This window comes from Rhodospirillaceae bacterium, assembly GCA_002746255.1.
Classification (GTDB): Bacteria; Pseudomonadota; Alphaproteobacteria.
This window is the reverse complement of record NVWO01000016.1, coordinates 29,556-43,343: the sequence shown is the minus strand read 5'-3', so window position 1 is coordinate 43,343 and position 13,788 is coordinate 29,556. Positions and strand designations below refer to the sequence as shown.

The following is a 13,788-nucleotide window of genomic DNA, read 5'->3' as shown; positions in this document are numbered from 1 at the left end:
GGCAAAAGGTGTCACGGTTGCCTTTGAAGCTGGTGTTGCCGGTCACGGCGCTGGTCATCCTGCTCGTCATCGGCCTGACGCTGCGTTCGTTCCCCTGCCTCGTGTTGCTGTTGCTCAGCGAAGTGACCTTGGTGGCGATGCTGCCCGGGGTGCTGGGCTTGGCCGGTTTTTCGCCCGCCATGGCCCAGAAACTGGGCGACTTTTCAACTGGCATCTACGCCTATCAGCAAAAGGACTATGTGACGGCCTACAGACTATTCGAACCTCTTGCAAAACAGGGCCATAGCGCCGCCCAATACAACCTTGGCCGCATGTATGCCCGCGGCGAGGGCATCCCCCAGAATTACATTGAAGCTTATAAGTGGTTTTTTCTGGCGAATAAAAATGGCCGCAAGGAAGGTGCGCAGGCGATGCGCGCACTGGCGAAAAAACTGACGGACCTGCAGATGAAAACTGCCATCCTGCGAGCCGGAGAGGAATGCTGCGCTCTAAAGCGCTGATCAAACGGATGGGCAATTGTGACTATTGCAATTGCGCCAGATCGCCAAAACGCGGACGGAACAGCGCACGGTGATAGGTTTGCGTGCTCGTAAAAAACGCCGTCTGCAACAATGGCGAATAATTGTAGAAGACTTCCGAAATGATGGCGTTCTCGCCATCGCGCACCTGAAAACCAGCTGGAAGCGTCGCCACCCCCCCCGGGGTTCCAATCGTGCTGCTGGCGGAAAGCATGCCACCGCCGCTGCGCTGCCAATCGACACGTGGCCCATTGCCACCGCTGGCGCTTACCGAGGTCACCATGACAATGCCGTCCGCGCCGAAGGTGAAAGGGGCGATCACGTGACCCGCTGCCGCAAAGATTTGATCGACGGTGGCCGAAGAAATCTGCTCACGCTGCGAAACCAGGTCGGCCGTCGTAATCGCAATCGCATCAAGTTTTTGCTGCAACAGCACGTAACGGGAAAGTTCCACCCCGGCCAGCATCATGGTGACCAATATCGGTAAGATGAAGGCCATCTCGACCAGAACTGATCCCCGCTGGTCTTTCCTCATTCGATGAAAGCAAACCATCACAGCCCCTAAAAAGGTTCGTTCTGAACGGCAACGCTTGCCGCAAGCCGGATCTTGCCATCCTCGCCGATGAAGGCACCAAGCAGGCCCGTCAGCAATGGCCAGTCATAGGCAAGGGTGTAAACGACAATGTCCCCCGCCGCCCCCGCGCCAGACGCGCCCATGTCCGCGTCCCACTGGCCGTTGCCATTGATGTCGACAAAGCTTTCCCCGATATCATAGATGCCATTTGCGGGCGCATCATCCGTATAAGGCTCCGATTCGCCGATGTCGTCGAACGTCGGGTAGACAAGGGTCGTCATCTCCGCCTGGGCCACATCCACAAGACCAATCGTATGTTCTGCAACAATGTCGAGAATGCGCTGTTCGCGGCTGATTCCCTGGGGCGCAAAACCGGTAATTCCAAACCGGGCCGACTCGCGCAGGCCGCCCTCCATCAGGGTGGTGACAAACATAATCATGGCCAGTTCAAGCAGGCCAACGAGCGCCGCCGCCAGAACCGGCATTGCGAAGGCAAATTCAACCGCCGTCGAGCCCGACCGGCATCGCCGCAGTTTGCGAAAATTCCACGCAAATTCCGTGATTTTCAACATCGCTGTTTACCATTCAGCAAGGGAGCAGACGTTACACTTGCCCCGCCATGATCTGGTTGAAAAAATGTCTCTCCCGGCTGTCCCCAGCCATGAAGCTTGGGCCGATCGGCCTTGTCTTTCTTGTGGCCGCCTGCGCATCGGACGAAGGCAGGCAACAACCGACGCCGAGCCCAAAGGCGGTGGAGGCAACCTCGGTGGACACCCTCCTGCGAATAGCTGGCACCACCCGCGCCAGTGGCAATCTGGCCTCGGCAGCCGGCATTTATCAACGCGCCCATGATCGCGACCCCCAGCGAACGGAACCCCTGTTCGAACTTGGCATCACCCTGCGGGCCGCCAACGCCCCTTCCAAAGCGGCCGAGGCGTTCCGCGCCGTGCTGGACATTGACCCAAACCATGCCCGCGCCCTTAAGGCACTTGCGCGCACGCTCCTTGGTCTCAATCAGCCGCAATTGGCGTTCGAGGCCTTCGAAAAGCTCTCGCAACTGAATCCGGCAAACGTCTCCGCCCTCAACGGGATGGGCGTGGCGCGCGACCATGCCGGTGCCCATAAAGCCGCGCAAATTTACTACCGGAAAGCCCTTGCGCGCAGCCCCGATAGCATCTCCGCTCGCAACAATCTTGGCCTTTCCCTGGCCTTTTCCGGAAATTACGATGCGGCAATCGCACTTTTGAAAGACGTCGCCGCCGACACCAAAGCAACGCCGCGCGAACGGCAAAACCTGGCGCTTGCTTATGGGCTGGCGGGTGATTTCAAGGCCGCGGAAAGAGTTGGGCGCATCGATGCCAGCGAAGCGGTGGTGCAAAACAATCTTGCCTATTACCGCCATTTGCAGACCCTTTCCGATGCGGACAGAACCAACAGCGCCATGACCCGCCATAGGGATGCCGACACCACCCGGTAACGCCCCCCACCTCATTTCATGCCGCCAAGGCCGTCGAGCACGTTGAGGACGGCAGGCCCGATCAACACAATAAAAAGCGCCGGAAGAATAAAAACAATCATCGGCACAGTAAGAACAGCCGGAAGCCGCGCCGCCTTTTCTTCTGCCCGGGTTAGGCGTTCATCGCGAAATTCTTTCGCCAGCACACGGAGAGAATGGGAAAGCGGCGTGCCGTATTTTTCCGTTTGGGCCAGCGTGTTCGTAAGTGCCCGAATTTCAGAAATCCCCGCCCGGATTGTTAAATGATCCAGCGCTTCTCTGCGTTGTGGCAGAAAGCCAAGTTCGATAACCGTAAAACTAAGTTCGTCAGCAAGTTCAACCCAGGAAAGCGAAAGTTCCCGCGAGACACGTTCCAGCATCGCGTCCAGGCTTAACCCCGCTTCCGCGCAGATAACCATCAGGTCGAGCCCATCCGGCATGGCCAGGCGGATTTGCTGCTGGCGATGCCCGATCTTGTTTTTTACGGCAAGTTCCGGCGCGAAAGCGCCCGCCAGAACCGCCGCCAGCGCAAAGACAAGATTGAACATCGGCGCGTCTCCAAAAACACCGACACCATAAATCAGAAAGGCGGCAACAATTCCGAAAACAAGCGGCAACGCCACTTTCAAGAACAGGTAGATGACCAGCGCATCGCGCCGCCGCCAACCCGCCTGAGAAAGACGCCGTGTGACTTTCCTGATCTGATCGGAGCGCATGAGATTGAGCCGCTCCACAACCCGGTGCATTAGCCCAACGCCAAACTCCCGCCGCTCATGGCGGCGCGGGGCGGCAAGCAATCCCGCCCGAAGTTCACTTCGATGTGCCAACAAATTGCGCGCACGCGCTGCCATCGGGTTCCGGGCGACCAGCCCCGCCCAAACGGCCATCACGCTAACCATGGCCGCCGCCGCGCCCAGCAAGGCAATAAAATCCTCTGGTGCCATGTCAAAGGGGATGCGATCAATCCACATCAGATTTGGAACCTCACCATCTTCATCATGACAAGAACCCCGAGGCCCATGCTGCCAAGGCCCGCACCCAATAGAATTTTTCCTCGCGGATCAACAAAAAGCGTCATGACATATTCAGGGTTTAAAAGGTACAGAATGGTGAACATCAAAAACGGTAAGGAACCGATGATGTAGGCACTGGCGCGCGCTTCCGACGACATGGCGCGCACCTTCAATTTCATCTGACGGCGGCGACGCAGAATGTCAGAAAGATTTTCCAGGGTTTCTGTCAGGTTCCCCCCCGTCTCACGCTGAACCGACAAGCTGATGACGAAAAACTTGAACTCGGCCGTGTCGATCCGTTTTGCCGCATTGTGCAGGGCTTCTTCCAGGGTTTGCCCCATGCGCATATGCTCGTCGATCCGGCAAAACTCCAAACCGACCGGGTCGCCAATCTCCCGGCCTACCGCAGCAATCGAGTCCGAAACTGGCAATCCCGATTTCAAGCCACGCACGATCAGATCGATCGCATCTGGAAAAAGGCTGGTGAAACGGGTTATGCGCCGCGTAATCAAAAAACCAATGGCAAGATGGGGAAGCGTAATGCCGGCAAAGGCTCCCATCGCAAGCACAAGCAGGCCCGGAAGGTCGAACAGTTTGGCCGAAAGAAAAGAAACCGCGGCAACCAACAACGCGCAAACAAGGACATATTCGCCCGGCAGAATGCGCTTGCCTGTTTTTTCGAGGCGCAGCTGCAACACCGCCGGATTTGGAAGCCATCGCCGCAACAGACGGTCAAATGCGCCGATCGAACTATAGATTTGCCCCCGTTTGATCCCGGCTTTCGGTTCCACCTCGGATGCCATCTCGATACGGTGGCTGATTTTCTTGATACGGCGATCCAGTCGACGACGCGTATTTATTCCAAGAACACCAAGGGCCAGCACCATTAAAGCGCCGCCTACCCCAAGCAGAACCACCAGCATCAGAAAGTCATCACTGCCAACAAACGCCCCCATTACAGCGCCTCCATCAACGCCCGTCCGAGGCCGTAATATTCGGCTTTCGGCAGGAAGTTCGGTCGCGTGCCGCTGGAATGGAATTTGCCGCGCAGGATGCCGTCATCCCCCTCGCCTTCAAAGTCAAAGCGGAAAAGCTCCTGGGTTGTAATCACCTCACCTTCCATGCCGACAACTTCCATGACGCTGATGAGCCGGCGAACGCCATCGCGCATGCGACTTACCTGGATGATTAAATCGATGGCATCGGCAATCTGGTTGCGAACCGCTTTTGCCGGCAGGCTTATATTCGCCATCGCCACCATATTTTCCAGCCGGGTCAGCGCCTCACGCGGGCGGTTTGCGTGAATTGTGCACATCGAGCCTTCGTGGCCGGTGTTCATCGCCTGGAGCATGTCCAAGGCTTCGGAACCGCGAATTTCGCCAAGAATGATCCGGTCCGGTCGCATGCGCAGGGCATTTTTAACCAGATCCCGCATCGTGATTTCGCCCTGTCCTTCCAGATTGGAAGGCCGTGTTTCCAGACGAACCACATGCGGCTGTTGAAGCTGTAATTCCGCCGCGTCTTCAATTGTGACGACCCGTTCGCCTGGGTCGATTGTCGCAGAAAGCGCGTTTAGCAACGTTGTCTTGCCAGACCCCGTTCCGCCAGAAATCAGAATATTCAACCGGGCGCGCGACGCGATTTTTAAAAGGGTTGCCATTTTCTCGGAAATATTTTGCTGGGAAACCATCGTATCCAGGGTGATCCGTGTCTTTGAAAATTTACGGATGGAAATGGACGCACCATCGACCGCAAGCGGTGGAATGATAATGTTGACGCGGCTTCCATCCTCCAGGCGGGCATCGACAAGAGGCATCGTTTCATCGATGCGGCGACCAATCTTGGTCACGATCCGCGTGGCGATATTCATAAGATGGGCTTCGCTTTGAAAGGTTACGTCCGTAAGCTCAAGCTTGCCATGGCGCTCTACAAAGACCTGGTTGATGCCATTGACCATGATGTCGCTGATGCTTTCATCGGCCAGCAACTTTTCCAATGGGCCAAGACCCATCATGTCATTGATCAGCGACGTAATCAGATCACGCTGTTCCAGCTGGTTGAGACGAATATCCTGTTCTTGAAGAATTTCTCCAAGCACGTCTGCAATCTGCTTTGCCAGCTCGGCGCGTGGCAATTCGGCGGCGGCGGCAATGTCGAGACGGTCAAGCAGCACCGCCCGAATTTGTAAATTTGCCGCTTCGACCTTTGAACGGCTTGAAGACGGCGCATCATATTCGCGGGCATCCCTTTTCTTGTCGGTCGCAGTACAAGGCGCACCGCCTGCAAAGGAAACAAGGCTATTCAAAAGAAGGGTAACAAGCTCCCTTTCCGTAAACGCCGTTTTAGCGGTATTTTTCTCCTGAATATTTTCACGAATAATTTCCTGAACCTGTTTGGCCAACGCTCCGCGCGCAGCACCCGACTGTGCCGTCGCAACAAGGCGTTCGCATACAATCGGTTGCAGGTGAAGAAAAGCCGCCTCCAGATCAACTCCCGGGAGTGGAAAGGATTCGATGACCTCGCCACCATCTTTTTTCCTGGCTGCGGGTGCGGTGCTGCCAGCCGGTTTCATCCCCCTGTCGAAGGTCGAACCCTCAAGGGAATGAATCGTAGCGGAGGCGCGTTTTCCGAAGAGGCGTGTTTTCATTGCTTGAACAGTTTTATGAGGGGGAAGCTTTTCTTGACGGCTTTCACCCCGGACAAAATATGGCTTATTTTTCGGCAGGCTTTGGCCAGCGCACTGCCCGTCATAACGGCAGGTGCCGGCTTTCCAGACCGGTTGGCAAACGCGATTGCCTTGCGGTCATAGGGAATAATTTCATCGATCGGCATGCCGATCGCTTCTTCAAAAGCGCTTCTAGGCACGTCGCTTCCGTCTTCCGGTCGCGTGCGATTGACAAGAACGGAGATTTTCGCGCGCGGTGCAACGCTGCGAATAAGAGAACGAAGACGGGCGGAATCACGCATGCCGACCAGCGAAAAATCCGTCACAACCGCAACAATCGCAGATTTCTCCAACGCTTCGTAATAACGCAGCGCCAGCCCACGGGGAAGGTCAAGGATCACGCATTCAAAATTTCGGCGAAGCTCGACAAGCATGCGATGGAGCCCTTGCGGATCAAAGGCGAGCGTCTCGTCCAGGGCTTCTTCCGCGCCAAGAACGTAAAGATTATCGCCCTCATGGACGAGAACGCTGGCTACGAAAAGTTCGTCGATTCGCTCTGGATTTTCCAAGGCTTCGCGAAACCCCCTACTTGGTTCGACATCCAGGGAAAGGGAAACCGTGCCGAATTGGAGATCCACGTCCACCAATGCCACGCGCCGCTTCTGTTCGTTTGCAATCAGCCACGCACTGTTTACGGCAAGCGTGCTGGCACCAACCCCGCCACGCGCGCCGACGATGGTAATCAGCCTGCCGGGGCTGTTTTCTTCTGTTTTCGCTTTTGCGCTGGAAAGCGAATGGATTGCCCGCTCAAAGGCTTCAAACGTAACCGGCTTGACCAAATAATCGGTAACGCCCGCATCCAGAAGTGCGCGGAACAACTGCACATCGTTCACAGCTCCGATTGCGATCACCGTCGTGCCAATGTCGCAAACTTCGGCCAGATTGTGCACATCCGCCAGGGGTTGCTGCGAATCCGTCAAATCGACAATGAGAAGACCCGGTGCCGGGCGCGAACCCAACGCCTCGATTGCCGCCGCCACGCCACCGGAAAAAACCGCTTTTCCAGGCCATTGCTGCTGCTTTGCCAGAAGGTCCAGAGTCTCATGGGTAACATCGTCCGAAACAAAGGCCAGAAACGGGTCTGCCTCCGGATGCAAAACGGGCGTTTCTACAAGGTTATTTGTCGCCGCCATCGTCCACCGTTGCCTCTTTTTTCAATTCCTTTACTTCACCCTTGCGGTAGCGCGCCACCGCCGCTGCCGCAACGGTACCGTCCGCCGGACCAAGATCGCGTCCGGTCACCAAATCCCTGGGATCGGCGATCATCTGTCCCAAATTCACCGCATTCGCGCATCCGTAATTGCTCCAGACCCCGTTCGTAAACGGCGGTGCCTGATGCCAGTCCGGGCAATCAGGAAACGTCACGGCATAACGTTCGACGGCGACAATCGCGCTGTTCTCGACCCCGGCATTCGAGGGCAACACCGATGAGGCATAGCCGATGTCCGCAAGAAAATTCTGCAGCCCCCTTCCCCGCGCTTTGAAAAGGGCATTCCTTCCATCGACCGAGGCGCCGGGATTGATCAGGATGCTATCGTCCGGGCCGGTGTAGTTTTTTCCCAGGAAGCCGGTGAGTGCGGCCTTCGCGTCCTTGCCAAGAGCTGCTTCATTGGGCGCAAAGGCAACGAGGTGCGTCTCGCGCGACCATTCGACCGCCAGTTGCTTTGGGGTTTCGTTTACCGCCAGATCCGCCTTGGTAACGGGGGCGCAACCGACCAGCGCGCCAAGTAGCATGGCTGCCAGAAGAGGTCGCATCGCTGTTTGAACCGAACGCATCCTTTCCTCCTAATCCAGCGAAAAACCGGCCGGGCCCACCAGGCGCGGCTTGTGTGGGGGGGTGGCCTTGCCACCCTTCTCAGGTGCCACATCTTTGAACACCCGTCCTTCGACGATGCGTTCAAAATCGGACGGCATCCTTAGGCCATCCGTCGCCCCCAATGCCTTGGCAGACGACACCGGACGCACGAGGTAAGGCGTCACGATGATGGCCAGTTCCGTCTCGTTCCGCTGAAAACTTGTCGAGCGAAAAAGGCTACCGATGATTGGCAAATCCCCAAGGCCGGGAAATTTACTGACCGAATTCTGCACGTTGTTTTGCATCAGCCCCGCAATCGCAAAGGTCTGGCCGCTGCTAAGTTCAACCGTGGTTTCCGCGCGCCGCGTTGTCAGCGCCGGGATGCTGATATTGTTGAGAACAACGGCGCCATTGCTGGACAATTGGCTGACCTCGGGGCGAACGCGGAGGCTTATTCGCGAATCATCCAAAATCGTCGGCGTAAATGCGAGACTGACACCGAATTTTTTAAATTCGACGGTAATGGTGTCCTCGTCCTGGGGCACCAATATTGGAAATTCACCACCGGCAAGAAAGCTTGCTGTCTCACCGGAAACGGCGGTGAGATTCGGCTCTGCCAGGATCGTAATCAGCCCTTCATCTTCAAGGGCATCAATCAACCCATTCAGGTCCAGCCCGCCTTTCGAAGCCGAGCCGAAAAGACTGTTTGTTGCCGTCGACCCGAAACTTTGTCGCGTCGCGATCGCGCCTGCGCGCAACGCCGGATCGGCAATCGCAAGGGCACCACCTGCAACAATCGGGTTGCCAGTCGCAATACCAAGGGCGATATCCCGGCTTGTCCCCATGATGTCCCAATTGATGCCAAATTCCTTCATGACCTCGCGCTGAACCTCCGTTACACGAACCCGAAGGTTGACCTGATTGGGGCCGGTAACGTTAAGGCGATAGATCAAATCGCCCTCCTCCGTAACGAAGCGGGCCGCCAGACGACGGATTTCCTCCGCATCGCGAGCAGAGGAAACCTGGCCGCTAACCACGAGCGCGCCTCCCACGGACGCCACCTGTACCGGGCTTCCCGGCACAAGCTCACGAACCGCACGCCGCAGACGGGTTAGGCTGTGATTTACACGGACCTTTGAATTGAGGAGAAGGTTGCCGGCTTCGTCTACGGCATAGAGTGTTGTTTCACCGGCCTGCTTGCCGAAGAGATAGAGAATCTTCGGCGATTTCACCTGAATGTCGGCAATCTCAGGATTGGCGATAAAGACAGAGGCCGCCCGCCCGGCCAGGCGGATCAGTTGGCCTTCGTTGATCTCGATCGTCACCGGTCGATCAAGCGCCGTGATAAACTCGGCATTCACGGACGCGTGAAGCGGCAATGCCGACGGCGTCGCCGCAAAAATGAAAAGCCCGATTACAATGGCAAGAAAGCTGCGCATCCCCATTCCCCTAAAACCGGATTTCTTCTTGCTTGGAACCACGGGTGACCATAATCGGTCGCGTTTCGCTGGCGATGAGAGGGCTGACCTCGCTGTCCCATGTGTAGCTGCGCTGATTTTTTCCTGGCCTCGCCAGCGGAATGGAATTTTCCGCAAGACTGCGCAGGCTTAGGGAAAGCTTGCCCATTTCCGTCAGCATGACGATCATTTCCGCCTGTTTTGTCGTCACTTCTAGGGTCGCGGTCTGGGCAATTTCGACCTCGCCGTTCTGATCGTCCGTTTTTTGATCGACGGCAAGGATACGAATGTTGCGAAGAACGGTTTCACTCACCCGCTTCACTCTTGCGTTTTCACCCGAATTCAGGCGAATTCCATGAGTAAGAATAAGATCCACGCGATCGCCAGGAAAAATAAATCCGGCAATGCCGGACGTTGCATTGATCGACACCGTCACCGCCCGCCTTCCGGGGGTCAGCACCGCCGCAAGGAAGCCCCGTTCACCAGGACGCACGATGCGACCTTCCGTAATCGGTTCACCGGCGGCAATGCCGCTGCGAACGACCGAATCGACAAAATCCTCACGCTTTCCTTTTCCTTTGACGATATATGCCGGCGAAAGACTTTCTTCCGGCCATGCCTGCCAACGAAGCTGGTTGGGTTTGACAAAAGAACCTGCCGGTAAATCGTCACGAACAACCAGGATTGCCATTGCCGGCGCGGATGGTTCCCTTATCCCGGATTGTGCCGCCAGGGCGACGCGTTCCGCATGGATCCAACCGCGCGCAAAAAGCGCCGTGCCGACCGAAAGAACGATGGCCATCAGGATCAAGGCAATGCTGCGCAAACTCAGGAAGGAAAAAAAACTTGCCATCAACCGATCCTTACTCCGTCAAAAGGCGCGCACCGACATAGAAACCGCCGGCCGCAATCGCAATGCCATAGGGAATGTATTGTTTGCCTCTGGAAACACGCGGCACGGATACCGATATTTCCGCCGGGCCGGGCCTATAGAGATAAAACGTCGTCATCATGGCGAGAGAAAGAAGGCCGCCCGCCAATCCTGTAATAAGAAGAACGTCGATAATTTGCGCCGGCCCCGCCCATAAGGCGACTGCGGATAAAAGTTTTACGTCGCCACCGCCAAGCAGACGAAAAGCAAACATCGTCGCGCCGACAAAAAATACCGTGCCCCCGGTGATCAGGCCACCCACCCAATCCACGGGTGCTGCAGCGGCAAAAACATGAACAAAAAACAGCAACGCCGCTGCTACAGAAAGAGCATTGGGAATGAGATAGCGATAATAGTCACCGACCGCCGCCCAGATGAGCAGCGCCAGAAAAGTGACAATCGCTATTTGATCGAGAAAAATTGCCAAAAACATTCCGCACGCCCTGCCTTAAGAAAAATCATGCAAAAAGCCAGGGGACCACGGAGGCGAAGAACACGGAAAAATTCTGTCGCATGACAGCGACAGGTCTTGTGCTATTCCGCCCCTCCGCCTCCGAAATCCCGGCAACAATGTCACCCGCCTTTACGGGGCAACCGCTGCATTCAGCGAAGTGGAAACCGTCGTGAACATCGTGTTCAACGACCCGCCCATCGCCTGCAGCGCACCAATCGCGGCAACCGACACCAGGGCGGCAATCAGGCCGTACTCGATGGCGGTGGCGCCGGATTCGTCTTCCAGAAATTTACGAAACGTATTCATCGCCTTACTCCTACTTTGTGGAAGCTAACGAGACATTTTATAAGTTAGACACGTTAATGAAGTGTGAATTCGATGTAAAAAATCATATGATCCATATTTATTAAAGTAATAAAATTGTTTAATACATTTAAATATAATTTATAAATAATTTTATTTAAATTCTATATTTATATAGGTGCTTATTTTAACTTGCGATTAAATAGATAGCCCCTAATGTTTCATCGTATTTCCTACGGTACCCGTCAACGCATCCGGGAGACGCGGCGATGAAAATAAAATCAAAATGGCCATGGAAAAGACTGGCGTTTCTGGCCGGCGACCGCAGCGGTGTCGTCGCCGTCTTTGTCGCGACACTGATTATTCCAGCCGTTGGCTTTCTGGGCATCGCGACGGATACGGCACGTGGCTATCTTGTAAAAGCCCGGCTTTCACGCGCGCTTGATGCGGCGGCACTGGCCGGTGGCCGGGTCATCTTTTCGGCAAACAGGGACGCCGACATTCAAATGTATTTCGATGCGAATTTTCCGCCAGGCTATCTTGGTGCCACCGTGACAGGCCCCATTACCAACGTCGATGCCAACAATGAAGTCATCACGCTTACCGCGTCGGCCACAATCAATACGACCTTTATGCACCTCTTTGGATTTGACAGCCTGAACGTCGCTGCCGAAACAGAAGTCACGCGCCAGACCCAGATGCTGGATGTTGTACTTGCCATCGACATGTCCGGCTCAATGGGATCAAGTGCCGGCGGTGGTGGCACGCGCATCGAAGCCGCACGAAATGCCGCAACGGAACTTGTCAATATTCTCTTTGGGGCAGATGAAACAAAGCCGCTTTTAAACATTGCGCTGGTGCCGTGGAATGGAAAAGTGAACGTCATGCGCAATGGCGAAGCGTACGACTCGACACTCACCACAATTCAGGCTGTTCCGGCTTTTACAAACCCGCTTACCGGCGCACCGCAATTCGAAGTCTATTATCCGAACAATTCACCGGTGCCGCTTCTTTCCCCACCATCGGCGGATTGGCAAGGCTGCGTTTTTCAGCGTTATCTCAACGATGGCAACGATCTGAACGATGCCGACCTTGATCTTTACGAAGTTACGAAAAACGGGTTTGAGTGGTTTGCATGGGAATTTATCGGACCAGAAGGCGAGCCGGTACCCGGCTCCGATGACTGTACCCTTGCCGTCAATGGATCCGAATGCCGACGTTGCCTCAACCATGGCATCACGCCATTGCAAAATACGAAAACCGCCGCTCTCGATGCCATCAACGAGCTAACCAGCCCAACTGGCACAACAAATATCCCCGATGGGCTTGCCTGGGCCTGGCGCGCATTAATGCCGGGGGCCCCTTTCGCCCAGGCCGACCCGGATCCGGAATTTACCCGCCAGCAGGCGATCATCCTGCTGACGGATGGTGAGAATTACGGCGGTTCCGGGGATGGCTACAAAACAGCCTTCGGGCTTGGCACCGCCGCCGGGGCGGAAATGGACCCGCGACTTCTTCAGCTGGCCAGCACCATCAAAGCCGGCAACGTCGCCATTTATGCCATCCAATTCGCAAATAGTGGCGGCGCGTTGCAGGCCTTAATGGAGAACGTCGCAACCGAACCAAATTCCCCCTACTACCACTACGCACCGGATGCGGCGGCCCTACAGCAGGTGTTCCAGGAAATTGCCAACCATCTTTCCGAATTGCGCCTGTCAAAATAGGCGACAAGAAAAGCATCCGATGCCGGGCAGGCCAAACGGATTGCCCGCCCGCCCATGACGGCGCTATGCTCTGCCTTCACAGGTTTGAAGGGAGGGGTAACGATGCCGCGTGTGCTTTACGAATTGCTGGGGAACGATGATCTGCGTTTCAGCCCCTTCTGCTGGCGCACAAGAATGGCCCTTGCCCACAAGGGCCTGGAACTGGACGAAATTATTCCCGTCGCCTTCACTGAAAAGGAAAAAATCGCGTTCAGTGGCCAGAAACGGGTTCCGGTCCTGGTAGACAATGAAACGACGGTTTTCGATTCCTGGAACATCGCCTGTTATCTCGAGGAAAACTACCCGGACCGCCCGCCCCTTTTCGGAAACGCGGCGGCGCGCGGCGAAGCGTTTTTCATCAATAGCTGGACAGATCGTGTCCTGATCGCCAGCATCTTTCCCATGGTCGTGAAAGATATCTTCGACCACGTCCTGCCAAAAGACCGCGAATATTTTCGTGAGACGCGTGAGAAAATAATGGGCGATACCCTGGAGGCAACCCATGCCAAACGGGACGCGCGCTTTAAAAATTTCAGCAAAACACTGAATATCCTTCGCCATACGCTGAAAAAGGAAGCGTTCCTATGCGGGGAAACCCCCGCTTATGCAGATTACAGCGTCTTTAGCGCCTTTCAGTGGGCGCGCTGCGTGAGTTCCTTGCCACTGCTAGCCCAGGACGACCCCATCGACGACTGGTACAAACGCATGCAAGACCTGTTCGATGGCCTCGGCCAAAACCTCAAAGGCATTCCCGTATAGC

The 13,788-nt window shown here is 55.7% G+C and carries 15 protein-coding genes; 4 read left to right on the top strand and 11 right to left on the bottom strand.

Going from position 1 to position 13,788, the window contains the following annotated elements; translation table 11 throughout:
- Positions 1-23 precede the first annotated feature (23 nt).
- The gene (locus COA65_08570) at positions 24-500 is read left to right on the top strand and encodes a hypothetical protein (protein PCJ58091.1); all 477 of its coding nucleotides are present in this window, start codon (positions 24-26) and stop codon (positions 498-500) included.
- A 22-nt stretch (positions 501-522) separates the two neighbouring features.
- Here COA65_08570 and COA65_08565 read toward each other — a convergent pair whose 3' ends face one another.
- A complete protein-coding gene (locus COA65_08565) occupies positions 523-1,071 on the bottom strand; it encodes a hypothetical protein (protein ID PCJ58090.1) in 549 nt (182 codons plus the stop codon).
- 8 nt (positions 1,072-1,079) lie between these two features.
- Positions 1,080-1,664: a hypothetical protein gene (locus tag COA65_08560; GenBank protein ID PCJ58089.1), complete on the bottom strand. Its 585-nt coding sequence runs from the start codon at positions 1,662-1,664 to the stop codon at positions 1,080-1,082.
- Between the two features lie 47 nt (positions 1,665-1,711).
- Between COA65_08560 and COA65_08555 the strand changes: the two genes are divergently transcribed.
- The gene (locus COA65_08555; GenBank protein ID PCJ58088.1) at positions 1,712-2,569 is read left to right on the top strand and encodes a hypothetical protein; all 858 of its coding nucleotides are present in this window, start codon (positions 1,712-1,714) and stop codon (positions 2,567-2,569) included.
- 11 nt (positions 2,570-2,580) lie between these two features.
- Here the strand turns inward: COA65_08555 and COA65_08550 are convergent, their stop codons facing one another.
- From COA65_08550 to COA65_08510, 9 genes are all read right to left on the bottom strand, one after another.
- Positions 2,581-3,558 (bottom strand): pilus assembly protein TadC, encoded by a 978-nt coding sequence (locus COA65_08550; protein ID PCJ58087.1) that lies wholly within the window; start codon positions 3,556-3,558, stop codon positions 2,581-2,583.
- Positions 3,558-4,556, bottom strand: a complete 999-nt coding sequence (locus COA65_08545) for a pilus assembly protein TadB (GenBank protein ID PCJ58086.1) — start codon at positions 4,554-4,556, stop codon at positions 3,558-3,560. Before COA65_08545 ends, COA65_08550 begins: the two co-directional genes overlap by 1 nt.
- Positions 4,556-6,172 (bottom strand): flagellar protein FlaI, encoded by a 1,617-nt coding sequence (locus COA65_08540; GenBank protein ID PCJ58096.1) that lies wholly within the window; start codon positions 6,170-6,172, stop codon positions 4,556-4,558. Before COA65_08540 ends, COA65_08545 begins: the two co-directional genes overlap by 1 nt.
- A 71-nt stretch (positions 6,173-6,243) precedes the next feature.
- Positions 6,244-7,458 carry a pilus assembly protein CpaE gene (locus tag COA65_08535; protein ID PCJ58085.1) on the bottom strand — a complete coding sequence of 405 codons (1,215 nt, stop codon included), beginning with the start codon at positions 7,456-7,458 and terminating at the stop codon, positions 6,244-6,246.
- Entirely contained in the window at positions 7,442-8,101 is a 660-nt protein-coding gene (locus tag COA65_08530) for a hypothetical protein (protein ID PCJ58084.1), read from the bottom strand. Before COA65_08530 ends, COA65_08535 begins: the two co-directional genes overlap by 17 nt.
- 9 nt (positions 8,102-8,110) lie before the next feature.
- On the bottom strand, positions 8,111-9,565 hold the full coding sequence (locus tag COA65_08525; GenBank protein PCJ58083.1) for a pilus assembly protein: 1,455 nt from the start codon (positions 9,563-9,565) through the stop codon (positions 8,111-8,113).
- A 4-nt stretch (positions 9,566-9,569) separates the two neighbouring features.
- The gene (cpaB, locus tag COA65_08520; protein ID PCJ58082.1) at positions 9,570-10,430 is read right to left on the bottom strand and encodes a Flp pilus assembly protein CpaB; all 861 of its coding nucleotides are present in this window, start codon (positions 10,428-10,430) and stop codon (positions 9,570-9,572) included.
- A gap of 10 nt (positions 10,431-10,440) precedes the next feature.
- Complete coding sequence (locus COA65_08515) at positions 10,441-10,941, bottom strand: hypothetical protein (GenBank protein PCJ58081.1); 501 nt, start codon at positions 10,939-10,941, stop codon at positions 10,441-10,443.
- A gap of 150 nt (positions 10,942-11,091) precedes the next feature.
- A complete protein-coding gene (locus COA65_08510) occupies positions 11,092-11,268 on the bottom strand; it encodes a Flp family type IVb pilin (GenBank protein ID PCJ58080.1) in 177 nt (58 codons plus the stop codon).
- A gap of 266 nt (positions 11,269-11,534) precedes the next feature.
- On the opposite strand from COA65_08510, the gene COA65_08505 reads away from it, so the two are divergent.
- Positions 11,535-12,989 carry a hypothetical protein gene (locus tag COA65_08505; GenBank protein ID PCJ58079.1) on the top strand — a complete coding sequence of 485 codons (1,455 nt, stop codon included), beginning with the start codon at positions 11,535-11,537 and terminating at the stop codon, positions 12,987-12,989.
- 102 nt (positions 12,990-13,091) lie between these two features.
- The gene (locus COA65_08500; protein PCJ58078.1) at positions 13,092-13,787 is read left to right on the top strand and encodes a glutathione S-transferase; all 696 of its coding nucleotides are present in this window, start codon (positions 13,092-13,094) and stop codon (positions 13,785-13,787) included.
- The last annotated feature ends 1 nt before the right edge of the window (position 13,788 follow it).